Source organism: uncultured Bacteroides sp., assembly GCF_958445495.1.
Lineage (GTDB): Bacteria > Bacteroidota > Bacteroidia > Bacteroidales > Bacteroidaceae > Bacteroides.
Genome location: NZ_CAUCSQ010000001.1, coordinates 65,021 through 90,909, shown reverse-complemented (window position 1 = coordinate 90,909; position 25,889 = coordinate 65,021). Strand labels below are relative to the sequence as shown.

The following is a 25,889-nucleotide window of genomic DNA, read 5'->3' as shown; positions in this document are numbered from 1 at the left end:
ATATTGTCACATTGGCGTATTATTATGATGATAAAAAATATTCAAAAGCCCTCAAAGAAAGAAAGCCTGGCGGTTGTCGTCATTATGGCGCTTTTTCTTTTGATAACGGCTGTTTTCATCGGACTTCGTTCCGAGCATCTGTTGATGGCGGCGCTTTACCTGGTTTTGTTTTTTACCGGTTTGCCTACTCGTAAACTTGCAGTGGCCTTGTTGCCTTTTGCCATTTTCGGCATTTCGTATGATTGGATGCGTATTTGCCCCAATTATGAGGTGAATCCGATTGATGTAGCCGAATTGTATAATCTGGAGAAGTCTCTTTTCGGAGTGATGGATAACGGTGTCTTGGTTATTCCGTGCGAATACTTTGTCCGCCATCATTGGACTGTTGCGGATGTCTTTGCCGGGATTTTCTACCTTTGTTGGGTTCCGGTACCCATCTTGTTCGGACTTTGCCTGTATTTTAAAAAGAAAAGAAAGACCTATCTTCGTTTTGCATTGGTATTTTTGTTTGTTAATCTAATCGGTTTTGCCGGATATTATATACATCCTGCCGCTCCCCCCTGGTATGCTATTAATTATGGTTTTGAACCGGTGCTGGATACTCCGGGCAACGTAGCCGGGCTAGGGCGTTTTGACGCTTTCTTCGGAATAACGGTTTTTGACTCCATTTACGGGCGTAATGCGAATGTTTTTGCAGCGGTGCCTTCTCTTCATGCGGCTTATATGGTAGTCGCGTTAATATATGCGATTGTAGGAAGATGTAAGTGGTACGTTATTGCTCTCTTCGCTGTTATCATGGTAGGAATCTGGGGAACGGCTGTTTATTCCTGCCATCATTATGTCATTGATGTATTGCTTGGCATTTCCTGTGCGTTAATCGGATGGCTGGTATTTGAACACGGGTTAATGAGGATTCCTGCATTCAGTAGATTTTTTAACCGGTATTGTGAGTATATAAAGTAATTGCATAATCGGAATAGTGAAGAATAAATACCGTAACATATTCCTGGTCTTCGGCATTGTTGCCGTCCTGATAATGATGTTTACTTTTGATATGGATTATCGGGAACTCTGGATGAATCTGAAGAATGCGGGGATTTATCTGCCTTTGGTGTTGTTGTTATGGTTGTTCGTTTATCTTATCAATACGGCCTCTTGGTATCTTATTGTCCGTAGCGGAGGTAAAACGGGACTTTCGTTTGTCCGGCTTTATAAATATACCGTTACAGGGTTTGCACTCAATTATGTAACCCCCGTGGGGCTGATGGGAGGCGAACCGTACCGCATTATGGAATTGCGGCCTTACATCGGAGTAGAAAGGGCGACATCTTCGGTGATTCTCTATGTGATGATGCATATTTTCTCTCATTTTTGTTTTTGGTTGAGTTCCGTTGTGCTTTATATCTGCCTTTATCCGATAGGGTGGACGACGGGTATCCTGTTGGGGGCTGTCACTCTTTTCTGTTTGTCGGTTACAGTCTTTTTCATAAAAGGATATCGTAATGGAATGGCGGTTGCTTTTATCCGTATAGGCAGCCGGCTTCCTTTCCTGAAAAAGAAAATGTGCCGTTTTGCCGAAGCCCATAAAGAAAAACTGGAGAATATAGACGGACAAATCGCTCTTCTCCATCAACAAAAGAAACGTGTTTTTTATACGGCTCTTCTTCTTGAATATGTAGCGCGTGTTGTCAGTTGTCTTGAAATATGGCTGATACTTAATGTGCTGACAACAAACGTCAGTTTTGCCGACTGTTGCCTGATAGCGGCTTTTTCTTCCTTATTGGCTAATCTGTTATTCTTCTTACCTATGCAACTGGGAGGTCGTGAAGGAGGATTTGCGTTAGCCGTAGGAGGGTTGTCCCTTTCCGGGGCTTATGGAGTTTATACTGCATTGATTACCCGTGTCCGTGAGATGGTTTGGATTGTTATCGGGCTTGTACTTATGAAAATCGGAAATAAGAATCCATGATTTTTCCGTGTGGCAATAGTCAATTTTATCTATCGGGAAATAAATAATTCTGGTTAAATTTATAACTTTGTCCATCTGTAAATCTGAGTTGGCTGACAGGCTGATAAATAGTTTACCGAGTTCTATGGAGAGTTTTTATAAAGAAATCTATAAAAAAAGTACGGCAATGAATAATTTTATTTTTTATAGCCCGACTGAATTTGCATTCGGGAGGGATACGGAAAAACAGACTGGAGTATTGTTGCGAAAATATGGTGCGCGCAAGGTAATGCTCGTGTATGGAGGGGGCTCTGTCATACGTAGCGGATTGTTGGTCCGTATTGAGAAGTCCTTACAGGAAGCAGGCATCCCGTATTGTATGTTGGGAGGTGTGCAACCTAATCCGATAGATACGAAAGTATATGAGGGAATCGACCTTTGCAAGAAAGAAAATGTGGATATGATGCTTGCGGTAGGCGGTGGCTCTGTAATTGATACGGCTAAGGCAATTGCTGCGGGAGTACTTTATGACGGTGATTTCTGGGATTTCTATATCGGAAAGGCTATTGTGGAAAAAGCGTTGAAAGTAGCGGTCGTTTTGACTATTCCCGCTGCCGGAAGTGAAGGTTCCGGCAATACGGTAATTACCAAAGTCGAAGGATTGCAGAAGTTAAGTCTTCGTGCGCCTGCGGTGTTGCGTCCGGTATTTGCCGTGATGAATCCGGAATTGACATATACGCTTCCTTCTTTTCAGACAGCCTGTGGCATTGCCGATATGATGGCGCATATAATGGAACGTTATTTTACGAATACGGAAGAGGTAGAGATAGGAGACCGTTTGTGTGAGGGAACCCTGCTTGCCATTATTAGAGAAGCGGCCGTTGTGATGAAAGAACCTTGTAATTATGGAGCCCGTGCCAATCTGATGTGGTGCGGAACCATTGCGCATAACGGGACCTGCGGTGTAGGTTGTGAAGAAGATTGGGCTTCCCATTTTCTGGAGCATGAAGTCAGTGCCATTTATAATGTGACCCACGGTGCGGGGCTGGCGGTTATTTTTCCTGCATGGATGACATGGATGGCAGAGCATCATGCAGATAAGATTGCCCGATATGCCGTTCGTGTGTGGGGAGTGCCTGAATCAGAAGATAAAAAAGCCGTAGCGCTTGAAGGGGTGGCTCGCTTGAAAACCTTTTTTACATCTATCGGATTGCCCGTCACCTTTAAAGAGCTGGGAATCGAACATCCGGATATTGCCCGTCTTGCAAACAGCCTGCATCGTAATAAAGGTGAATTTGTTGGGAATTATGTCAGACTGACAAAGAAAGATAGCGAGGAGATTTATCATTTGGCGCTGGGATAAGGTAAGAAAATGAGTTCCCGGCTTTTGCCGGAAAGAGAGACATGGATACAAAAAGGCGGCTCATTCCAATGAGCCGCCTTTTCTGTCTATTTGATTTCGATTTCTTCCTTCATGTCGATTTCCTCTCCCTGTGTATCGTAGAATACATATTGCAGGAAGGCGAGTTTCTGACTGGGAATAATCTTGATACCGAATCCGTATTTCATCTGCCACTTCCGTTTCAGGGACACGAGCCCTTGATTGATATAAGCGGCGACATACGGATGGACGTGTAACGAGAATTTCTTAACCTTCAGTTTATTGACCAGATAATCAATTTTACTCTCTAAAGTATCCGTAAAAAGAATGGACGACTTGATGCTGCCTTTGCCGAAACAAGTCGGGCAGATTTCAGTTGTGTTGACGTCCATTGCCGGACGTACACGTTGGCGTGTAATCTGCATCAGCCCGAATTTGCTGAGAGGCAGAATATTATGCCTTGCCCTGTCTTTTTGCATGTTGGCACACATTCGTTCATAAAGCTTCTGACGGTTTTCGGCTTCATTCATGTCGATGAAGTCAACGACAATGATACCTCCCATGTCTCTTAACCGTAGCTGGCGAGCCAGTTCATCGGCGGCTCCCAGGTTAACTTCGAGTGCATTACCTTCCTGCCCGTTGGCATTCTTGGTCCGATTGCCGCTGTTCACGTCTACTACGTGAAGCGCTTCGGTGTGTTCTATAATCAAATAGGCACCACTCTTGTAAGAGACAGTTTTACCAAACGATGATTTAATCTGTTTGGTGATACCGAAATTGTCATAAATGGGAAGCTGGCCTTTGTACAGTTTCACGATGTTCGCCCGGTCGGGTGCTATCAGTGTTACGTAGTCTTTGATTTCATTGTACACTGCCTCATTATTGACGTAGATATTTTCGAAAGAGGGGTTGAAGAGGTCGCGTAACAAACCTACGGCACGACTGGTCTCTTCATAAATCAACGTCGGATACTTGGTGGCTTTCTGTACTTTCACCATTGCATCTTCCCAATGCTTGATTAGGACTTTAAGCTCTCCGTCGAGTTCGGCTACACGCTTGCCTTCAGCTACCGTACGGACAATGACACCGAAATTTTTCGGCTTGATGCTCATTAGCAACTGTTTCAGCCGGGCACGTTCTTCGCTCGATTTAATCTTTTGTGAAACAGAAACCTTATCATTAAAAGGGATTAACACGAGGTAACGTCCTGCAAACGAAATTTCGGAAGTCAGTCGCGGTCCTTTGGTAGAGATAGGTTCCTTTACTATTTGCACCACTACTTCTTGTCCTACCTTGAGTGTGTTGGATACGGTTCCGTCTTTATCGAGGTCGGGAAGCAGGGTTGCCTTGCTGATGGAGGTCAGCTTTTTTTTGTCGCTTAAAGTCTGCTTTATAAACTTTTCGAGTGAGTTAAATTGAGGTCCCAGATCTAAATAATGAAGGAAAGCGTCTTTCTCGTAACCGACGTCTACGAAACAGGCATTCAGACCGGGCATCAATTTCTTGATACGTCCCAAATACATGTTACCTACGGAGAAAGAAATGTTTCTCCCTTCGCTTTGAAGTTCCACCAGGCTCTTGTCTTCGAGAAGAGCGATGGAAACCTCTTTGGGTTGTACGTCAACTACTAGTTCACTTGTCACTGTTTTGTTTCCTTATTATTGATTGAATCTCATTTACATGAACAACTTTTTTAACAAATTGTTCGTTGGAGTTAGCTACTTAAACAAAGAACAAACTTGAAAGACATCAGCTTCGCAAGTTTGTTCTTTATTTCTGTGTGATCCAGACTTAAAAATTATTTTTTGCTTTTATGTCTGTTCTTTCTTAGTCTTTTTTTACGCTTGTGCGTAGACATTTTATGTCTTTTTTTCTTTTTTCCGCTTGGCATAGCTTCACATTTTATGGGTTAATACTCTTGTTTATTATTTCTTTACTGAAATTGTAAATGTCTTAGCCGGTTTGAAAGCCGGAATGTTGTGCTCCGGAATAATGATCGTAGTGTTTTTAGAAATGTTACGAGCAGTTTTCTGTGCTCTTTTCTTTACTACGAAACTACCAAACCCACGCAGGTATACGTTCTCATCATTAGACAGTGAATCCTTTACTGCATCCATAAATGCCTCAACTGTTGTAAGAACTGTCTGCTTATCAATCCCAGTTTTCTTTGTAATCTCGTTTACAATATCTGCTTTAGTCATTTTTCCTTAAAAAAAATATTATTACTAGGTTTTTGCTAATTTTTTGGACTGCAAATATATAGCTTTTTGAGCTCCTAAAAAAATATATTCTGCACATTTTTCTAAAAAAGTGGAGGCATTAAGTCTTCTTAGAGTCAAAAGAATTACTTTTGTACCGCTTTTACACAGTATTTGCAAGATAAATGTTAGGTAATCAAATAAGAGTTGGAATGAATGTCTTTAGTAAAGTAATTATAGAATGGTATAAAGAGAATAAGCGTGAATTACCTTGGCGGGAGTCCTCCGATCCGTATTTGATATGGATTTCCGAGATTATTCTTCAACAGACACGTGTAGTGCAGGGGTATGATTATTTTTTACGGTTTATCAAACGTTTTCCCGATATACGGAGTCTGGCTGATGCCGACGAAGATGAAGTTATGAAATATTGGCAGGGATTGGGATACTATTCCCGTGCCCGTAATCTCCATGCCGCTGCAAAAAGCATGAACGGCGTTTTTCCGAGAAGTTATCCGGAGGTACTCGCTTTGAAAGGAGTGGGAGAATATACGGCGGCAGCTATCTGTTCCTTTGCCTATGGAATGCCTTATGCAGTAGTAGACGGCAATGTGTACCGGGTGCTTTCGCGTTATTTCGGGGTAGACATCCCGATTGATTCGACAGAGGGAAAGAAATGTTTTTCCGCGTTGGCAAATGAAGTGTTAGACCCGGAACATCCCGCCCTGTACAATCAGGGAATTATGGATTTCGGGGCTATCCAGTGCACTCCGCAATCGCCCGATTGCTTGTTTTGTCCATTGTCGGAGAGCTGTTCCGCCCTTTCTGCCGGAAAAGTGGCCCAATTGCCCGTGAAACAGCATAAAACAAAAACGACAAACCGTTACTTCAATTATATTTATGTACGTGCGGGCGCGTACACTTTTATAAATAAGCGGACAGCGGATGATATATGGAAAAATCTGTTTGAATTGCCGTTGATAGAAACCTCAAGGCTTTTGTCGGATGAGGAGTTTATGGCTTTACCGGAATTCCGGGCGTTGTTTACCGGGGGAGAAGAACCCGTGGTACGTCCGGTTTGCAGAGAGGTGAAGCATGTATTGTCACACCGTGTGATTTATGCTAATTTCTATGAAGTGGTCATACCCGAAGAATCAGGCTCTTTCGCAGACTTCCGGAGAATAAAGATAGATGAGTTCGGGCAGTACGCTGTTTCCAGATTGATACATTCTTTTATAGAGAGATATGTCGAACAGAAATAAAAGTTACAACAATTCTTGCATTCTATTGTTATTCTGTTTAATTTTGGCAGCAGATTTAAATTGAAAATCAGTTTAGACACGAATTTAGAATCAAAAAATAGATGCATATATGTCAGTGAACAAAGTGATATTGATCGGAAATGTGGGGCAGGATCCGCGGGTAAAATATTTCGATACGGGGTCGGCTGTGGCAACTTTTTCGTTGGCTACTACAGAACGCGGGTACACATTGGCTAATGGAACCCAGATACCCGATAGGACGGAGTGGCACAATATCGTTGTATCCAACCGTTTGGCGGAGATTGTGGATAAATACGTCCATAAAGGAGATAAACTGTATTTGGAAGGAAAGATTCGGACCCGTTCTTATACCGACCAATCGGGTGCAATGCGCTACGTCACTGAAATTTATGCGGACAATATGGAGATGCTGACTCCGAAGGGAGCCGGCCAGGGTGCCGGAATGCCTGCACAGCCTTATTCCGCCTCATTGCAGCAGCCGCAGCAGATGCCGCAGAATCAGCAGCAAGTGCAGCAAAACCAGCAACAAACTGTGCAAGATAATCCGGTAGATGATTTACCGTTCTAGAAGATATGATAGTGTGCCAATAAGTTTCCGATAAGCTGGTTGGCACATTATCTTTTGTTTAACTAAAATAGATACTCTTTGGACTCAGATGGTTATTTAAGTCAGTTGACTGACATTTTTAACGGTATTACCGTAAACACCCCTTCTATTTCTGCTATTATTGCCATAGTATTGGCAGGTGTGCTTTTACTGGCTTCCGGCTTTGCTTCGGCTTCTGAAATAGCTTTTTTCTCGCTCTCCCCTTCGGACAAGAATGAAATTGATGAACGCAGGCATCCTGCTGATGAAAAAATCAGCTCTTTGCTGAGTGATTCCGAACGTTTGCTGGCAACGATATTGATTACGAATAATTTTGTGAATGTGACAATTATCATGCTCTGCAATTATTTCTTCATGACAGTGTTCGTGTTCCATTCACCGTTGGCGGAGTTTCTGGTATTGACAGTCATACTTACTTTCCTTTTGCTGCTGTTCGGTGAAATTATGCCGAAGATTTATTCTGCACAAAAGATACTGCCTTTTTGCCGTTTTTCCGCTCCGGGAATTTATTTTCTGGAAAAAGTATTTCGTCCGGTTGCTTCCGTATTGGTCCATTCGACAGCCTTCTTAAATAAGCATTTCACGAAAAAGAATCACAATATTTCCGTAGATGAACTTTCACATGCTTTGGAATTGACGGATAAGGCGGAAATCTCCGAAGAGAACAATATTCTGGAGGGAATCATTCGTTTTGGCGGCGAGACGGTAAAGGAAGTGATGACATCGCGTTTGGATATGGTCGATTTGGATATTCGCACCCCTTTTAAGGAAGTGATGCAGTGTATTATTGAAAATGCCTATTCGCGTATTCCCATCTATTCCGGTTCGCGGGACGACATTAAAGGGGTACTGTATATAAAAGACCTTTTGCCGCATGTGAATAAAGGAGACAATTTCCGCTGGCAATCATTAATCCGTCCCGCTTATTTTGTTCCGGAGACAAAGATGATTGATGACCTTCTCCGTGATTTCCAAGCGAATAAGATTCATATAGCCATTGTCGTGGATGAGTTTGGAGGAACTTCCGGACTTGTGACGATGGAAGACATTATTGAAGAGATTGTAGGTGAGATTCATGATGAGTATGATGACGAAGAACGTACCTACGTAGTGCTGAATGAGCATACATGGATATTTGAGGCGAAAACGCAGCTTACGGACTTCTATAAGATAGCAAAAGTCGATGAAGATGAATTTGAGAAAGTAGCGGGAGATGCCGATACCTTGGCAGGCATGTTACTTGAGATTAAAGGAGAATTTCCGGCATTGCATGAGAAAGTGACTTACCATAATTATGAATTCGAAGTACTGGAGATGGACAGTCGTCGTATATTGAAAGTTAAGTTCACGATTTTGCCGAAAGATTCCGATAACAGGGAAGAGAAAGAATAAGAAAGCAATGATTATGCCGGAGGATGAATCGCTCTTTGGGGAGATTCAGGATAGCGGAGATAATCATCGGGTAAGGAAAACCGTAAAAGAAACCCGTTGGTAGATAAAATAAAGCGTGTAGAATATTGGAAGAAAGTTTAAATGGGGTTATTTCTGCAAGATAAGACAGATGATGTGCAATGGGCTGTTTGGAAAATAGAAGAGCCTTTGAATACATTATTGGCTCTTCTACCGGATACGAGAAGAGCCTGCTACGAACATGAACTGCGGCGGTTTACGTCAGAACGCAGGCAAATGGAATGGTTGTCGGTTCGTGTTTTGTTACATCTTATCCTGGGAGAGGACAAACAAATAGATTATTCCTTGACAGGCAAACCTTATTTGACAGACAACTCCTTTTTCATCGGCATCTCCCATACCAAAGGTTATGCAGCGCTTATTGCCGGTTCGAAAGCTCCTGTCGGCATTGATATCGAACAATATGGAAAACGTGTGCATAAGGTAAGTGAGCGTTATATACGTCCTGACGAACAGATAGAACCTTACCAGGGAGATACGACTTGGAGCCTGCTTTTGCATTGGTCGGCAAAAGAGACCGTTTTTAAATGCATGGAAAATGCCGATGCAGATTTACGCAAACTCTGTTTATCACATTTTAATCCTCAAAAAGAAGGTAATTTCCAGGTCAGGGAACACGTAACGGAACAGCAGGCGGTTTTTCCGGTCGGTTATCGTATTTTTCCGGACTTCGTGTTGACATGGACTACGGGATAGCATATCCTGGGATATATCGGTTCGTAACTGTCCGGAAAATTTCTTTTATGAATTACTTATTCAGGCTTATGAAGTCGGTAGCTCAGTGCTCCGGACGGGCATTTGCCAATTTGCGCAATCAGTTCTTTCGTTGTCGCATTCTCAATCTCTACCCAGGGCCTCTTTTCAGGATGATACACTTTAGGCAACATTTTTACACAGATTCCGGCATGGCGGCACAGTTCAGGTTGCCATACGACAGTCAACTCACCATTACTATATTCGATTTTCTTTCCCATATCTGCTAATTTATTTGATATGAACACCCCGCATTACAATTCGTTTCCATTCCGGATATTTATGAATATATCCGGCAACGAACGGACAGAGAGGGACCAATCGTAATCCTTGACGTTCAATATCCTGTAGAGTTTTCTCGGCAAGCTGCGAGCCGACTCCTTTTCCTCCTAATGATGCCGGTACTTCTGTATGGACGAGATAAATCTCTCCGTTATTTGATTTTATATAATCTATTTCGGCTATCTTGCCATCGATTTGAAATTCATATCGATGCTTTTCCTCGTTATCAATTAATTTATAATCTTCTATCATATCTCTTCGTATTAAGTCAGATATTAGATAAACACCTGGAAAAAGCTTTTGTTTGCACGGGCAAGTTATTCTTATGAGGAAGGAGCTTTGCACATAACCCGGATTTTTTGGGGAGGAGGGAGAGATAAGGCAGAAAAAGAGATTGTATTCCCATACAGCCTGTCTTTTATAATTGAGAAAAGATTCCTTTATGAACCCCTTCAAAGAGAAGAGAATTCATAAAGGAAAACGCTGATTTTTATATAACAGGATAATATCCTTTTATTGGAATACAATCTTTCCGAATATGAATACCGTTTTTAATTCCAACGGTGACGGTTCGCTGAAAACAGGTCGTTGGTTTTAGATGAATAAACCGGCTGTTATTCTAGTTCTCGGTAAAAGTGATACCGTCAAGGCAGAAATATGAAGGAGTCACTATCCCGTGTTCGTCTACATCCGTTGAGCTCATCTCGAATTTAATATATTCGGCATCGCTTATGCTGCTCCAGTCAAACCATTTCCATGTATTGACAATTTCCTGTTTGCCGTCGCGAAAATCAGCCAGGTAAAAATCAATGCTCCCGATGACACTGCCGTCGTTCTTATATCCGGTAGCCGTTAGTTTAAACCAGTCGCCATCGGTAAAAGGACCTTTTACGTAAGGTGTGGGATTACCGTCATTTCCATCCTTGATAGCAAGATAATCGTAAGTCGTATTTGTTACCCATGCACCTTTGAATTTATATCTTCCGGTGTTAAGATTCGTGATTTGGGCAGGCGTATAGCTATTGGTATTTGACGTTAGATATACTTTCCCGTTTTTCCCTTTTGCTGTTATAGCGCTGATATTGGAAAATCCGGCAGTCGTGATATCAGTACGGTTAGTGTAAGTGAAGCCGCCTCCGAAACTGGTATCTTCTGCATTGTTATTGTAATAATGCGGTAATTCAACTAAATTTTGAGAATCTCTGAAGTAACATTTCATGTAATAACCATCTATTTCTCCCTCTGTTGTCTTAAACTCGGATTCGTCTTCCGTCAATAAATTCTCAAAACTTACAACGATTTCGTTTTTTACATCATCATCATCATTGTCACATCCGCAAAATACAAATACTGATAACAATAGTAACAAAGATAATTTTTTCATGTTCTTTTTAATTTTAATTGTTAATTATTCTATTAGTTAATTCTCGGCATGTAAATTTTCCACAGTCATTATTTCCGTTGATATTTCTCCCATCTGTCCTGCATCTTGGTTGACGGCAGTCATGATTTTGACGAAGTCTATACAGTCCAAAGTCATCGGTTCCCCGTTGCTGTTCACGGCCCAGTCTATTTTGAAATTGCTTTCTTCCCTGTTATTGGGATGATTATCGGCATATCCCCACGGATAACAATATCCCACCCATAATCCGTTTTCTAAAACGGCATTGTCTTTCAGGCGTGTTCCCCGGAATGTCATTGCGTCTTCCCGTATCCAGACAGGATAATAAGATTCCTGATTATGAAAGACATTTCGAAACACATACCCGTCATTTCCCTGATTATCCTTCCAATAGACATCTTTGCCGGGTTCCGGGCGATAGTATGTAATTTCATATTTTCGGGTCTCCGTTTCTTTTCCGTATTCGCTTCCGGCCAATTCATACCATTCGTCATCCGGTTTTCCGTTGCCGTTTACATCCTTAGATACGAATACGATGCCCGGTTCTGCACTCCCTCCTAATTCACCGGTTCCGGTCTTTGAGTTGTAATAAGCGTTACCTCTTATTTTAAAATCATATTCTCCTTTTATGTTCGGAATTGATTGGGGAAATCCCAAAACGATATAGCCTCCGAAACCGCCTAACGTAATAATTGATTTTTGCTGTATTTTCCGGGTAGCCTCTTCCAATACCTCTTCATAGGTGAATCCTTCTTTATATGCCGATGTTGTAGTGTTGATAAACTGTCCGGGAGCCGGCCTGTATTCCCAGACCTTGTCGGCAAACGCCAATGTATTTCCGGTTTCTTCAGTATCACTGTCAATGTCGCTTCGGGATGCCTTATCGCTGAATACAACCGTGTTGGGATTGAGCCCTATATTATTTAAACGGAACAGAAGTTGTCCCTGTTGGTTGAAGCAGAGCAAATCCCCATATACGGTATAGTCGTAAGCGTCGGTAATATATACATTGCCGCTATAAGGATTAATATTGATTCCATAAGGAGTGTTTACAACGGTTCCATCCGTGATGAAATTCTCCCGGACAGTCTTTCCGGTTTTCAAGTTGAAAGTCTTGATAGCAGAAGTTTGTGTACTGTAGTTATAAGTATATAAATAAGCGATATCCCCGTCGATGGCGAAATTCTGGACCTTCTCGCCGTAATGAATGACCGAATTCGTCCGGCAGTCTATTTTAACAAAGTTGTAATCTCCCGTTTCAACATCTTCCCCGCGGGTAACAACGTAAACAGCTTGTTCTTTCTCGTCGGCTATTATCCTGCCCGGATTCGGGCCTACTGCAATTTTACCGGTCTCCTTAAAGGTTGCTATGTCAATGACAGACACCGTATTGTCTACACCTGAGCCGGAGGCATAATCCAATCCTCCGGAATTGGAAATATATAGTTTGTCATTTAGTACGCAGATACCGTCAGGATTACGTCCTGCTGATGTGATAGCGTCTATGGTAAGCGAGGCGGTATCTATACGCGCTACTGTTCCGTCGTAAGAACATACGTAAGCCTTTTCCTTGTGAAAAGTGATGTATCTTGGTTCCCTGGGACTTCCGTTATCAGCCAGCAGTTGAATCTGTTTCAACGATTTACCGGTCTGGAAATCTACGACCTCCACTGTACTGGAAACATTAACCACAATATATATCTTATTTCCGTAAATAGCCAAATCATTTGCCGTATCCCCTAATCCGCGATGATTGATGGTTTTAAAATAATCCCGTACCATTCTCTGGTTGCCGAAAGAAAAACGCATTAGCGAGCTGTTATTCTGATTAAACAATCCTTCACATAAAACATAGAGCTCGGCCGTATTTGTTTCCGTCACATCGCCTGTAATGTCCGGTGAAGTGAAAGGTTTGTCTTCCATGTCGTCACAAGCGGCGAAAAAGAAGAATAGCGTCAGACAGAGATAAAATATATATGTTAAATTTATTTTCACGTGAATATACGATTTAAATTTTTAATATTTGATTCGTAATGTAGCCCTTACAGAGCGTCCCGGCATTGGGAAAAACTGTACAATCTCATAATTTTCGTCTGTCAGGTTCAATACTTCCACGCAGATTGAAGTCGTTATTTTTCTTATTTTGAAATTACGGCAGGCTGAAACACTATGTTCACTGTAACTGTCCAAACGGTTCTCGGCAATATTTTGTCCCAATGCATAACGTTTTCCTGAAAAGAGAAATGAGTAAGAAAGATTTATCCACGGCGTTTCAATCCCCGCCTGTCCTGAACCGGAAATACGGGGAGTATAGGCTATTTGATGTTTATAAGTCGATTTATTAGGGTCGGCTTCCGGAGCTGTGACATCCAGAGCGCGTTGATATGTATAATTACCGGAAAGATTGATACGGATATTCTCCACCGGGCAGAGCGATATGTTTCCTGTGATATCGACTCCTTTGATTTCCACGATACCCAGGTTTCTCATGCTCCATACGGCGAGGTTTTTGGTCGGATAGGCAATGATTTTATCCGTCACCTTGTTGTAATACGCATCGACGGTTGCCGACAAGTAAGGCAAAAAGGCACATACATTTCTGCTATATGCCATACCGACATTATATTGACGCGCGTTTTCGGGTTTTAACTTTCTGTTTCCGACTTCCTGATAATACAAATCATTGAAACTGGGTAAACGAAAAATATCTTTGTAGAAAAAACGGATACGGAATTCCTCATTCGGGAAAGGTTTGAATGTGGCACTCACATAAGGGGTCAGTTTCCGATGGTTGCCGGCGCTTCCTCCCTCGTCGGCATGTTCGTCGATAACAGTCGCCAATGCAGATGTGGACAAAGTAAGCCATTCATTGATATATTTTCCGGCAAAAGCAGTCAGCCATGAGTACCGGGCAGGATGTGTGAAATCCGTCATGTTGGAATTCATCGTGTTGATGCTTCCGTCAGTAGACAGAGAGAATGAAAGATTGTCCAGCAACCTGTATAATACGGAGGCGGAAAGATAATATTCCTGTTGATAATAGCTGTTTTCCGTCTGTCCTTTTTCATTTTTTACGGCAGGGTCCAGATAACGTTGGTAACTCCAGTTCCATTTGGCGGAAGTCCGGAACACCCATTTCCGGTTAAATTCTTTTTTATACTGGCTTTGTATAAATGTATTTTTGTCCCATAAATGTTGGGTAGAGTAATCGTTATAAAGTGTAGTAGCTTTGGGCAATCCCCGGGAAGACTGGAAATAATACGCTTTTAGTTTCCATTGTTCTTTGTCGGAGAAGTTACCGTAAATTCCGGTTTCGGCGCGGAAAGTCTGTACATCCGTGTTCTTTCGTTTTTCACGTGAAGTCAAGTCGTCCGCAGTATTCCCGTAATGTAAGGTATAAGGATATCGCCCGTCCGATGACATCCATTCGCCGTTGGCTGTAATTGCCCATTTGGGATTGATTTGCCGTTCCAGCAAAATAGAGGGATTGATTAATCCCCACGAGCCGGTTTTAAATGAAGCGTTTATATGGGTGCGAGTACCTTTCTCAAAACGTGGGGTCAGCGTTTGTATGTTAAGGATACCTGCTGATGCGAAAAAACGTGCCGGTTGGAAGATATTGTCATTCTGGCCGTTGCTTAATGAAAGCCGGTCAACATTGTCGAGTGAGAAACGGCCGATATCAATCTGCCCCGTTTGGCAGTCGGTTATGGCAATTCCGTCATAACCGACAGCGGTATGCTGCGCTCCCAGGCTGCGTATCGATACGGTTTTTAGTCCCCCTATGCCTCCGTAATCTTTGACGGTTACGCCGGCAAAATGTTTGACTGCATCAGACACCTGCAAAGCCTGTAAATTTGTTAAGGCCTCTTTGGAAAGTATTTGTAACGGGGCTGCAGACCGCACCTCGCGGGTTTGGTAAATATCTGAAACGGTGATTTCCGGAATGGAGTATGTATGTGCCGTATCTACTTTTTGCTGTGCAAAAAGAGATGTGAAGATGAGCTGATGGCAGAATACAGCAATCATACTTTTATAAAATGCTACATGTCTCATTCTTAATCTCCGTTCTGTTGATACATCTTAAAAGTGTCCGGGCGAAATCCCTTCGACCGGACACGAAAAATAAACTTGGCAGAGTTTATTAGTTTAAACATACTTTCTCTGAATCAGAGTGATGAATGAAATGATAGACGGATTGTCCGGTTCATTAGACTCAACGCTTTTTCCTCGAAAGCAGTGAAATTGGTTGCATGGCAGGTCTTCTGACTTGTTCCTGTTACAAACGCCTTCCCGGAGTATAATCCAGTGGCTGAAAGTAGGTTGTCCGTAACATAATTATGGAACTTACAGCAGCGGGACTGTTCAGGAGTTACACCTGATTCCCTTTTAATTGCTTCTCCCGTAAGCGGGAGTCGCAAACCAATGCGCGACAAAGATAGGCAGTTTATTTGTCTTTTGCAAGGGAGTATTCTTTTTCTTTTGCGTCGGGATAGAAAAGAAAAACCGATTCGGGTGTTTCGGCTATCGGTGCAGCATCAGATACTCTTCGATAACCTGCGCGGTGGCATCTTTCAACAATACCTTTTTCTCCCTGTCCAATAGGTAGAGGGTAGGGATAGCTTTCAAGTCGTACAGTTGTTTTTCCCTGAGCGTCAGCTCCTTGTCATAGCTGTTAATCCATTCTTCCGGAAATTCATTCAGATGTTTGCGCCATTCCTCCAGTTCTTCGTCAGGATAGAAAGAAAGCACGATTAGCTTTTTCTCTTTCAGAAGTTGCCCGATGACGGGAGCGTGTTTTAAAGCATCGATTGTTTCCGTGCAGGCATGACAACCGGGATTATTGATGAATACCAGTATGTAGTCAGCCTGTAGTTGGTAAAGAGTGCCTTGGACGCCGGAAGGCAAGGTGTACGTAAAGTTCAACGCTTTCGTTCCGATACGGTTTTTATTAGCCAGTTCCAACCGGGCTTTAGGACGTACTTTTTCTATTTCTTCCAAGACAGGAGAAACTGCCATTGCTTCCAATACCGGAATGTACAGTTCCTCATTGCGCATCGGGGAATTGGGGTTGTATAAGTATTTGTCTGCCAGGTCAGTCATGTAGATAAATACCTTCTTGTCCGCATTTGCCCGGTCGATGGTGTTTCGTATGGCCTCCTGCGCCATTTCGAGGGGAATGCTATTTAATATGCCGCAATAATTTGCCCACGCCTGTTCGGTCACTTCCGGATGATGGATATAACTGGTATCGGCAAAGTTTACGTTATCCCAGTAATGCTTCGCCAAGAATTCCGTGCGTTGTTCCGGCGCTATGATTATTGAAGGAATAGAAGGCAAGGTAAAACTGCTGAGCGTATCTTTTGAAGGTTCGCTCAGGCTTTGTCCGGAAGCATTGCCGTTTTTACAAGCGCTTACAAGAAAGAAACACAGTATCCAAAGAAAGTTTATATTCGTTTTCATGACCTTTTTGACCTTTATACTTAATGCCGGACTTATGGAGAACATCACCAGTGCCGGCTTGACGCCCTGTAATTCCGGATTGGTTGTTGGGAAATAGCAGGAGTAGAGCGACGGCAAGCTCGTTTTTGTTCCGTCCTCATAAGTATCGGAGAAAACAAAGATAATTTCCTTTTCCTATTATTCAAAACATTCTCCGCTTTTTCTGTGGTCTGATTGAAATTCTGCCTCTCCGTTGTTACCCTATTTCTCTTTTGCCAGCGTAAAGACAAATTCCAGTCCTCCGCTTTGGCTGTTTTTGGCGGATATGCTGCCCCCATGAATGATAACAGCGTTCTTTACGATAGCCAGTCCCAGTCCCGTACCGCCCAATTTGCGCGAGCGGCCTTTGTCTACCCGGTAAAAACGTTCGAATAAACGGTTCAGATGTTCGGCGGGCACGCCAATCCCCGTATCGGCGAAACTGAAATAATAGAAATTCTCATCTTCGCGGAAACAACTGATGCTAATCCGGATATCGGTTCCGGCATACGCAATCGCATTATCCATTAAATTACGGAAGATAGAGTAAAGCAGAGAATAATTGCCTTTAAGCTGTATCCCCTTTTTCAGAGAGTCGATGACAGTGATATGTTTCTCCTCCAGTTCCAGGGCGACTTCATTGATGATGTTGTTCACCAACACGCTGATATCTACCCGTTCCATATCAATCATATTGGCGGCCTCATCCATGCGGGTCAGTACGGATATGTCCCGCAACAAGCGGCTGAGGCGGTTGCTTTGCGCATAACAGCGTTCGAGGAAGACATTCATTTTCTCCCTTGGTATGTTTTCATTGCTGACAATGGTTTCCAGATACCCCTGAATGCTGCTGACCGGTGTCTTGAGCTCATGGGCGATGTTCTGTGTCAGTTGCCGTTTCAATCGCACCTGTTCCTCTTCTTGAGTGACGTCGTTGATGGAAATTTCAAAACTGGCATCCTGGAAAATAATACATTCCACGATAAACGTCCGTCCGTTTTTATTGACAGTGATAGACATCCGTTTCTCATCTTTGCCGTACGAGCGTTGTTGCTGGTTCTTGTTTATGAAACGGATAATTTCTTTCAGTTCATTGATGGCGAATATTTCTTCCGTCGTTTCCAGGTTGGAATCCGAAATCAGGTTACTGTATTGAGTGAAGAGATTGTTCACCAGAATTTCTTTTTTGTCTTTGGTGAATACCCCCAGCCCTTCATGCGAGATTTGAAGATGCGTAATCAGTTTCTCGCGCTCGATGTAAAGCGCTTCCTTTGTTTCGTGCAACCGCTTGTATATTTGAATGATATGCTGTGAGATTTCTCCCAGCTCATTGTGGGGAAAAGCCGATTGCATAGCCATTTCGATAGGTTCGTTCCGGTCGGCCCGCATGGCGAACTCGCGGAGCTGGCTGATTGAAGTACCCAGTTTATTGGTGAATTTATAAAATATCACCATTAACAATAAAGAGACAATCACGGTGAACCACAGGTAGCGGGGGTCCGCTTTCAGGTTATTGACCAGGCTGACGTTGTAAGGAAGTGCGGAGCGGAGAATATAATCGCCATAACGTGTAGCGGAATAAAAATAAGGCAATCCGGTAGTTTCGGAAGTGCGGCGTACGTCAAACCCGTTGCCTTCCTTGATTGCTTTCTGTACTTCCGGGCGGTTATGATGATTTTCGAGTCTTATCCCTTGAGTCTTATAACTGTCGTAGATTACATTCCCCTGCAAGTCAATCAGCGTCACACGCAAATCTTTCAATGCGTGAGCATGTATATATTTATCGGTAGTTTCCGCAATGTCGGAACTATCGTTCAGTTGTTCGTACAAACGGCTGTTGTAATCCTGCAGTTGCGTGTCCAACAGCTCTATCTTATATACCCTTTCCCTTTGGTACTGGTAAGCGATGAAGCAGGCCGCAAACGCAAGGAATAGCGAAATGACCGATAGAAAAAGCTTCCGGCTGAAAGAGAGGAAATGTTTTTGATTGACAGGCAGGTTCATAGTAAATAATTATTCAGCTTCAAAACAATAACCGTATCCGAGACGGGTTACGATACACTTGCCGTATTCGCCGATTTTTTTCCGCAGACGGGTGATATTGACGTCAATCGTGCGGTCCAGCACATATACTTCATCGCTCCAGATGCGTGCAAGAATATCCTCGCGCGAAAATACACGTCCCTTGTTTTGCACCAGCAGAAGCAATATCTCAAATTCTTTTTTAGTCAATGCCACTTCTTCGCCGTCTATGCTTGCTTTCTTTTTAGTGATATCGACCACCAATGAACGGTAGGTCAGGCGTTCGGGCACTCTTTCCGTTTCCGCAGTTGCCGTGCGTCTGAGCACCGCCTTTACACGTGCGATGACCTCACGCAGGGAGAAAGGTTTGGAAATGTAATCGTCGGCTCCCAGGTTAAAGCCGGTGACAGTATCGTTTTCAGTATCCTTCGCCGTGATGAAAATAATGGGTACTTTCGCTGTTTTCTTATCTTTCTTCAACATGTTCGCCATCTTGAAGCCGGAGATTTCTCCCATCATCACGTCAAGCAGAATCAGATGATAGCTGCCGATATCCGTTTTTAACGCTTCTTCGGCGGAATTGGCGGTATCCACCTCATAACCTTCATTCTCAAGGTTGAATTTCAGAATCTCACAGAGGTCTTCTTCATCGTCGACAACTAAAATACGGTAATCATTCATAAAGATACATGTATTAATGTGATATGACAAAGTTAGTCTTTTTTTTATTTCGGGACAAAGATGGCGAGACTTTGTTACGGGTGAATGAAACAAATATTACAATCATATTACATTTGAAAAAGAGCGTCTGTTCTTGCATCCGCTTCTATTTTCGTTTTTTATCCTTATCTTTGTTAGAGAAATGAACTATACATGAAAAAGTTGTTTGTAAACGATGATAAAGTTTGATTTGAAATACCGCAGACGTGAAGTGATAGGGGCATTCATCGTCTTTTTCCTTTTGATAGGAGGGATATCCGTTTTCAAATACGCCTCTTTAAGCGCAGGTTTTGAAATTACGGATGATTTGGGAGGGAACATCTTTCCCTCGGCCATATTGTCGGTGGCTACTACCGATGCGCAAGTAATCGTCCCCTCGGACTCCATGTACCTGGGAAATCCGAAATCCTGTATTGCCGTCCGGGTCAAGTCAAAGACAGCCTACAGCCGTGTGCGCATTGAAGTGGCGGAAACGCCTTTCTTTTCCCGTTCCATCTCGGAATTCGTGTTGAACAAACCGCGGACGACCTACACGGTCTATCCTGATATCATCTGGAACTATGAAGCGTTGAAAAATAACGTGCAGGCCGAACCCGTTAGCGTAGCGGTGAAAATAGAGATGAACGGGGAAGACGCGGGGCAGCGGGTCCGCACTTTTTCTGTGCGTAGCATTAACGAATGCCTGCTGGGATACGTGGCGAACGGGACGAAATTCCATGATACCAGCATCTTTTTTGCCGCCTATGTGAATGAAGAGAATCCGATGATTGACCGGTTGCTCCGTGAAGCGCTGGACACGCGCATCGTAAACCGTTTTCTAGGGTATCAGAGTAAGGCGGAAGGTGCGGTAGACAGGCAGGTATATGCCCTTTGGAACGCATTGCAGAAACGTAAGTTCCGTTATAGTTCCGTTTCCAATACCAGCCTTTCGAGCAATGTCGTTTTCTCACAGCGTGTCCGTACGTTTGACGATGCGCTGGATTCTTCGCAAATCAATTGCGTAGACGGCAGCGTGCTGCTGGCATCCCTGCTCCGTGCCATCAATATCGAACCTATCCTGGTGCGTACGCCGGGACACATGTTCGTAGGATATTATACAGACCATTCCCATAAAAACAAGAACTTTCTCGAAACAACCATGATTGGCGATGTCAATCTGGATGATTTTTTCCCGGACGAACAGTTGGACTCCACGATGGCAGGCAAGTCGCAGAATGAAATGTCATTGCTCACTTTTGAGAAATCCAAGCAGTATGCCAATAAGAAATATGAAGAAAATAAGGAAGGCATCCATTCCGGGAGATTGAACTATATGTTTCTGGAAATATCCAGAGAAGTGCGGAGGAAAATACAACCTATCGGGAAATGACAGCTCTTATTCATCCGTCGAAATCCGTAATTCAAAATTAATTTGTATTTTTGTCCGGTAATCATTTTAATGAAAAAAGGATGCAAGGCAAGAAGTTTATCTCTCCCGGAGCATGGTTTTCCATGAATTATCCGTCAGACTGGAATGAGTTCGAAGACGGCGAAGGTTCTTTTCTTTTCTATAACCCCGATGTATGGACGGGAAATTTTCGTATATCCGCATTTAAGGGAGACGCCGCTTACGGCAAAGATACCGTGCGCCGGGAATTGAAGGAAAACGATTCGGCTTCGCCGGTAAAAGTCGGCACGTTAGACTGTGCCTACAGTAAAGAAATGTTTCAGGAAGACGGGACCTATTACACTTCCCATGTGTGGGTTGCAGGCATTGCCGATGTCGCTTTCGAATGTTCGTTTACCGTACCCAAAGGAGGCAGCACGAAAGAGGCGGAAGAGATAATCGCCACGTTGGAGGTGCGTAAGGAAGGAGAGAAATATCCGGCGGAACTCATTCCGATTCGTCTTTCCGAGATTTATCAGGTCAATGAAGGGTATGAATGGGCGGTGTCCACTGTAAAACGGGAGCTGAAAAAAGACTTCCAGGGAACAGAAGATGATTTGGAGAAACTTCAACAAGTGGTTGACAGCGGCAAGATTGGCAGGAAGAAAAAAGAAGAGTGGCTGGCAATCGGCATAACGGTATGCGTGATACTTACCAATGAAGTGGAAGGCATGGAGTGGAAAACCTTGATTGACGGTAACCGCGAAGCCCCCGTCCTCCAATACAAAGACCGTGTCATAGACCCGATGAAAATCGTCTGGAGCAAACAAAAGGCCGGGCAATCCTGTAATATAATTGAAGAATATAAATCATTGGTTACCAGTTTATAACTGTCAACCGATAAATCGCTAGATTCTGTGGCAGCACCTTATTTACAAGTAGACAACCTGACCAAATCCTTCGGCGATTTGGTCCTTTTTGAAAATATATCCTTCGGTATCGCCGAAGGGCAGCGTGTGGGTTTAATCGCTAAGAACGGCAGCGGGAAAACCACCTTGCTGAATATCATCGCAGGCAAAGAGGGGTATGAGAGCGGGAGCATAGCCTTCCGCCGTGACCTTCGCGTCGATTACCTGGAACAAGACCCGCAATATCCGGAAGAATTGACTGTTCTTGAAGCCTGCTTCCATCATGGCAACAGCATCGTAGAGCTGATAAAGGAATATGAACGTTGTATGGAAACCGAAGGCCATCCGGGGCTGGACGAGCTTTTGGAGCGTATGGACCGGGAAAAAGCATGGGAATACGAGCAGAAAGCCAAGCAGATTCTTTCACAGCTCAAAATCCGTAACTTCGACCAGAAGGTGAAACACCTTTCCGGCGGACAGTTGAAACGGGTCGCTTTGGCTAACGCCCTGATTACCGAACCGGATTTGCTGATACTCGACGAGCCTACCAACCACCTTGATTTGGATATGACCGAATGGCTCGAAGATTACCTTCGGCGTACAAACCTCAGCCTGCTGATGGTGACGCATGACCGTTACTTCCTTGACCGTGTGTGTTCGGAAATCATAGAAATAGACAACCGGCAGCTCTATCAGTACAAAGGCAATTACAGCTATTACCTTGAAAAACGCCAGGAGCGGATTGACGCGAAAAGCGTGGAAATAGAACGCGCCAACAACCTCTATCGCACTGAGCTTGACTGGATGCGCCGGATGCCGCAGGCGCGCGGGCATAAAGCCCGTTACCGGGAAGATGCCTTTTATGAATTGGAGAAAGTAGCCAAGCAGCGTATCCGGAATGATAATGTGAAACTGGAAGTAAAAGCCTCCTATATCGGCAGCAAGATATTCGAAGCAGAACATCTCTATAAAAGCTTCGGAGACTTGAAGATTCTGGATGATTTTTCCTATATCTTTTCCCGTTATGAGAAAATGGGGATTGTGGGAAACAACGGAACGGGGAAATCTACATTCATCAAGATATTGATGGGGCAGATACAACCGGACAGCGGTACGGTAGATGTCGGCGAGACAGTCCGTTTCGGTTACTATTCCCAGGACGGCCTTCAATTTGACGAGCAAATGAAAGTGATTGACGTGGTGCAGGATATCGCCGAAGTGATTGAACTGGGCAATGGAAAGAAGCTGACAGCTTCCCAGTTCCTGCAACATTTCCTGTTTACTCCTGAAACCCAGCACAGTTACGTTTACAAACTGAGCGGAGGCGAACGCCGCCGTCTGTACCTTTGTACGGTTCTGATGCGTAATCCGAATTTCCTGGTGCTTGACGAACCCACCAACGATTTGGATATCATCACCCTGAATGTATTGGAAGAGTATCTCCGGAATTTCAAGGGATGCGTCATCGTCGTTTCCCACGACCGCTACTTTATGGATAAAGTGGTAGACCATCTGATGGTATTCAACGGGCAGGGAGACATCCGCGACTTCCCCGGCAATTATACGGATTACCGGAACTGGAAAGAAGCGAAAACGCAAAAGGAGAAAGAGGCGGAAAAGACGCAGGAAGAGAAAACAGCCCGTGTCCGTCTGAATGATAAGCGGAAAATGAGTTTCAAGGAAAGGCGTGAATTCGAGCAATTGGAGAAAGAGATTGCCGGACTGGAAGCCGAGAAAGCACAGATTGAAGAACAGCTTTGCAGTGGAACGCTTTCCATAGACGAGCTGACGGAGAAGTCTAAGCGCTTGCCGGTAGTGAACGACCTGATTGACGAGAAAACAATGCGCTGGTTGGAACTGAGTGAGATAGAAAACTGAGTCGTGCCGCTTTGTTGGCATGACTGTGCCACCGCGGTGGCATCGGAGTGCCAATGCGATGGCATAACCGTGCCACTTCGATGGCACGAATCCGGATTGTGGCATTGGGATCATCCGGCGCTATTATGAAAGAACCTGATAACATTAAACTGTATGACAAACCAGACCAATTATCATAGCCATTGCCTGTATTGTGACGGGCGTGCCAATATGGAAGATTTTATTCGTTTCGCAATTAGCGAAGGCTTCACGTCTTATGGCATTTCTTCCCATGCCCCGTTGCCTTTCTCTACTGCGTGGACGATGGAGTGGGACCGGATGGATGATTATCTTTCCGAGTTCTCCCGCCTGAAAGAAAAATATGCAGACAGGATAGAACTCGCCGTCGGCCTTGAAATTGATTACCTGGATGCGGACAACAACCCGTCTTCATCCCGTTTTCAGGAATTGCCTCTTGACTACCGCATCGGCTCCGTGCACATGTTGTATTCGCCGGCGGGGACGATTGTCGATATTGACACACCGGCGGATATTTTCCGTCAATTGGTGGATAAGCATTTTGACGGCGACCTGGATTACGTCGTTCGTCTTTATTACGGGAATTTACTTCGGATGGTAGAGCTGGGAGGGTTTGATATTGTCGGGCATGCGGACAAGATGCATTATAACGCTTCCCGTTACCGTCCCGGACTGCTTGACGAAACCTGGTACGATACGTTGGTCCGTGAGTATTTCGAGGCGATTGCCGGACGCGGGTATATTGTCGAGATTAATACCAAAGCCTATCATGAACTGGGCACGTTCTACCCCAATGAGCGATATTTCTCCTTCTTGAAAGAGTTAGGCATCCGGGTGCAGGTGAATAGCGATGCGCACTATCCCGAACGAATCAACAGCGGACGTCCCGAAGCGCTGGATACGTTGAAAAAAGCAGGTTATAAAACAGTGGTGGAGAGGCATGGCGGTAATTGGGAAGATACCCTATTGGGATGAAATGTCCCCCAATAGGGCAGATACAGTGAATTACTCAGCCTGTTTTATGGGAATTACCATATTCCATGATTTGCCTGCGTTTTCAAATCCGCCGGGCCCGTCCATTGTCGCAAAGAAAGCATGTGTCATTTTCCCGTTCTCGTCAAATAAAAGGAACGGGCGTTCCAGTTGTCCTTGTTTTTCTATCTTCCCGTCTTCCCATTCTATCGTCAGTGAATAGGCTTTGGGGTCTTTGTCGACAGTCCAGTGGATGCCGTCTTGGGAATGCGCCAGAACGCCGCCGCCTCTTTCGCCGGTGAATTTGGCTACATGGTCTTTAAATATGATGTGGAATCCCCTTTTGTCTTTCCATAGAAACGGGTCTTCCGCTTCTCCTTGCCCGTCCACCTGAAAGATGGGGCGGTCGTTGTTGAGCACGGTGTAAGGCCCTTCGATAGAAGGAGCGTAAGCGACACCCAACGACATGTTTGAGTATTCCCCGTTCCGGGTATGTGCGCGTCCTTTGAAAATCATCATCACCGAGCCGTCCTCCTGAAGAACGGGAGACGGGTTGGAAGTCAGGAAACTGTAAAAAGTATTAGGCTTTGTTTTTAATATCGGCTCGTCGAAACGTTTCCACGGGCCGTAAGGACTGTCGGATACGGCTAGTCCGATTCGTTTGTTGGAACGGCCTACGATACACCACGGGCTGCTCAAAGTCAGTTTGTCGTATGCCGGTTCCGTGAAAGGATGGGTAGAGCCCATGTAAATAAGATAATATTTGCCCTTGTACTTCATTATGCGCGGGTTGTGGGTGGAACGGCCGTCCCAATATTGTGCGCCACGTGCCGGAAGAGCCACGTCGCTGAATCGGTAAGGCCCTGCCGGATTGCCGGATACGGCATGCACAATTTCCGAAGCTATCATCCATCCCGGATGAAAAGGAAGTGATTTGGGAAAACGGGAGACAAACATGTGATATTTGCCGTCGTCTCCTTTCACGACGGAACTTCCCCATACCCAATATCCTTCGGATTCGAAAGCGGGGGTACGCGGAGCCTTCTCCAACCGGTGGAACAATTCGTTTTTCGATTGCCGTTTGAGTTCTGTCAGATTATCTATCTTTTGTGAAAAGACCGTACATACCGGTAAGGTGACAACTGTAAGGCAACAAAGAACGTGTAAAAAAATCTTTTTCATGGCTTTTCTTTTTTACTA

22 protein-coding genes and 1 riboswitch are annotated in these 25,889 nt (G+C 44.1%); of the genes, 11 read left to right on the top strand and 11 right to left on the bottom strand.

From position 1 onward, the window contains the following. Window positions 1–27: 27 nt before the first annotated feature. The 3 genes from Q5076_RS00355 to Q5076_RS00345 all read left to right on the top strand — a co-directional run bounded on the left by Q5076_RS00355 (window position 28) and on the right by Q5076_RS00345 (window position 3,311). Window positions 28–963, top strand: coding sequence for a phosphatase PAP2 family protein (locus Q5076_RS00355; protein WP_303010358.1), 936 nt, complete (start codon window positions 28–30; stop codon window positions 961–963). Window positions 964–979: 16 nt separating this feature from the next. After that, window positions 980–1,969 (top strand): lysylphosphatidylglycerol synthase transmembrane domain-containing protein, encoded by a 990-nt coding sequence (locus Q5076_RS00350; protein ID WP_303010205.1) that lies wholly within the window; start codon window positions 980–982, stop codon window positions 1,967–1,969. A gap of 166 nt (window positions 1,970–2,135) precedes the next feature. Then, complete coding sequence (locus Q5076_RS00345) at window positions 2,136–3,311, top strand: iron-containing alcohol dehydrogenase (protein WP_303010204.1); 1,176 nt, start codon at window positions 2,136–2,138, stop codon at window positions 3,309–3,311. 86 nt (window positions 3,312–3,397) lie between these two features. Here Q5076_RS00345 and Q5076_RS00340 read toward each other — a convergent pair whose 3' ends face one another. Then, a complete protein-coding gene (locus Q5076_RS00340) occupies window positions 3,398–4,972 on the bottom strand; it encodes an Rne/Rng family ribonuclease (protein ID WP_303010202.1) in 1,575 nt (524 codons plus the stop codon). A 282-nt stretch (window positions 4,973–5,254) separates the two neighbouring features. Then, on the bottom strand, window positions 5,255–5,530 hold the full coding sequence (locus Q5076_RS00335; RefSeq protein ID WP_004300646.1) for an HU family DNA-binding protein: 276 nt from the start codon (window positions 5,528–5,530) through the stop codon (window positions 5,255–5,257). Between the two features lie 209 nt (window positions 5,531–5,739). Between Q5076_RS00335 and mutY the strand changes: the two genes are divergently transcribed. The 4 genes from mutY (at window position 5,740) to Q5076_RS00315 (ending at window position 9,583) form a co-directional block, all read left to right on the top strand. Next, window positions 5,740–6,789 carry an A/G-specific adenine glycosylase gene (mutY, locus tag Q5076_RS00330; protein ID WP_303010201.1) on the top strand — a complete coding sequence of 350 codons (1,050 nt, stop codon included), beginning with the start codon at window positions 5,740–5,742 and terminating at the stop codon, window positions 6,787–6,789. Between the two features lie 109 nt (window positions 6,790–6,898). Next, on the top strand, window positions 6,899–7,378 hold the full coding sequence (locus Q5076_RS00325) for a single-stranded DNA-binding protein (RefSeq protein ID WP_303010200.1): 480 nt from the start codon (window positions 6,899–6,901) through the stop codon (window positions 7,376–7,378). A 78-nt stretch (window positions 7,379–7,456) separates the two neighbouring features. Continuing rightward, complete coding sequence (locus tag Q5076_RS00320) at window positions 7,457–8,809, top strand: gliding motility-associated protein GldE (protein WP_303010199.1); 1,353 nt, start codon at window positions 7,457–7,459, stop codon at window positions 8,807–8,809. Between the two features lie 141 nt (window positions 8,810–8,950). Next, a complete protein-coding gene (locus tag Q5076_RS00315) occupies window positions 8,951–9,583 on the top strand; it encodes a 4'-phosphopantetheinyl transferase superfamily protein (RefSeq protein ID WP_303010198.1) in 633 nt (210 codons plus the stop codon). A gap of 56 nt (window positions 9,584–9,639) precedes the next feature. Here the strand turns inward: Q5076_RS00315 and Q5076_RS00310 are convergent, their stop codons facing one another. The 8 genes from Q5076_RS00310 to Q5076_RS00275 all read right to left on the bottom strand — a co-directional run bounded on the left by Q5076_RS00310 (window position 9,640) and on the right by Q5076_RS00275 (window position 19,508). Then, the gene (locus tag Q5076_RS00310; RefSeq protein WP_303010197.1) at window positions 9,640–9,861 is read right to left on the bottom strand and encodes a (4Fe-4S)-binding protein; all 222 of its coding nucleotides are present in this window, start codon (window positions 9,859–9,861) and stop codon (window positions 9,640–9,642) included. 10 nt (window positions 9,862–9,871) lie between these two features. After that, window positions 9,872–10,174, bottom strand: a complete 303-nt coding sequence (locus Q5076_RS00305) for a GNAT family N-acetyltransferase (protein ID WP_303010196.1) — start codon at window positions 10,172–10,174, stop codon at window positions 9,872–9,874. A gap of 367 nt (window positions 10,175–10,541) precedes the next feature. Continuing rightward, on the bottom strand, window positions 10,542–11,306 hold the full coding sequence (locus Q5076_RS00300) for a DUF4465 domain-containing protein (RefSeq protein ID WP_303010195.1): 765 nt from the start codon (window positions 11,304–11,306) through the stop codon (window positions 10,542–10,544). A gap of 36 nt (window positions 11,307–11,342) precedes the next feature. Further along, the gene (locus tag Q5076_RS00295; RefSeq protein WP_303010356.1) at window positions 11,343–13,247 is read right to left on the bottom strand and encodes a YncE family protein; all 1,905 of its coding nucleotides are present in this window, start codon (window positions 13,245–13,247) and stop codon (window positions 11,343–11,345) included. Between the two features lie 93 nt (window positions 13,248–13,340). Next, on the bottom strand, window positions 13,341–15,353 hold the full coding sequence (locus tag Q5076_RS00290) for a TonB-dependent siderophore receptor (protein ID WP_303010194.1): 2,013 nt from the start codon (window positions 15,351–15,353) through the stop codon (window positions 13,341–13,343). Between the two features lie 208 nt (window positions 15,354–15,561). Beyond that, a riboswitch (cobalamin riboswitch) is annotated at window positions 15,562–15,766 on the bottom strand. Window positions 15,767–15,848: 82 nt separating this feature from the next. Next, window positions 15,849–16,787: a DUF5106 domain-containing protein gene (locus Q5076_RS00285; protein ID WP_303010193.1), complete on the bottom strand. Its 939-nt coding sequence runs from the start codon at window positions 16,785–16,787 to the stop codon at window positions 15,849–15,851. Window positions 16,788–17,027: 240 nt separating this feature from the next. After that, complete coding sequence (locus tag Q5076_RS00280) at window positions 17,028–18,809, bottom strand: cell wall metabolism sensor histidine kinase WalK (RefSeq protein ID WP_303010192.1); 1,782 nt, start codon at window positions 18,807–18,809, stop codon at window positions 17,028–17,030. A gap of 9 nt (window positions 18,810–18,818) precedes the next feature. Next, a complete protein-coding gene (locus Q5076_RS00275; protein ID WP_303010191.1) occupies window positions 18,819–19,508 on the bottom strand; it encodes a response regulator transcription factor in 690 nt (229 codons plus the stop codon). 214 nt (window positions 19,509–19,722) lie between these two features. Between Q5076_RS00275 and Q5076_RS00270 the strand changes: the two genes are divergently transcribed. The 4 genes from Q5076_RS00270 to Q5076_RS00255 all read left to right on the top strand — a co-directional run bounded on the left by Q5076_RS00270 (window position 19,723) and on the right by Q5076_RS00255 (window position 24,692). Continuing rightward, the gene (locus Q5076_RS00270; protein ID WP_303010190.1) at window positions 19,723–20,916 is read left to right on the top strand and encodes a hypothetical protein; all 1,194 of its coding nucleotides are present in this window, start codon (window positions 19,723–19,725) and stop codon (window positions 20,914–20,916) included. Between the two features lie 80 nt (window positions 20,917–20,996). Continuing rightward, on the top strand, window positions 20,997–21,803 hold the full coding sequence (locus Q5076_RS00265; protein ID WP_303010188.1) for a DUF3805 domain-containing protein: 807 nt from the start codon (window positions 20,997–20,999) through the stop codon (window positions 21,801–21,803). Window positions 21,804–21,830: 27 nt separating this feature from the next. Beyond that, window positions 21,831–23,699 carry a ribosomal protection-like ABC-F family protein gene (gene abc-f / locus Q5076_RS00260; protein WP_303010187.1) on the top strand — a complete coding sequence of 623 codons (1,869 nt, stop codon included), beginning with the start codon at window positions 21,831–21,833 and terminating at the stop codon, window positions 23,697–23,699. Between the two features lie 153 nt (window positions 23,700–23,852). After that, the gene (locus Q5076_RS00255) at window positions 23,853–24,692 is read left to right on the top strand and encodes a histidinol-phosphatase (protein ID WP_303010185.1); all 840 of its coding nucleotides are present in this window, start codon (window positions 23,853–23,855) and stop codon (window positions 24,690–24,692) included. Window positions 24,693–24,722: 30 nt separating this feature from the next. On the opposite strand, the gene Q5076_RS00250 is transcribed toward Q5076_RS00255, so the two are convergent. After that, window positions 24,723–25,871: a glycoside hydrolase family protein gene (locus tag Q5076_RS00250; protein ID WP_303010183.1), complete on the bottom strand. Its 1,149-nt coding sequence runs from the start codon at window positions 25,869–25,871 to the stop codon at window positions 24,723–24,725. Window positions 25,872–25,889: the final 18 nt, after the last annotated feature.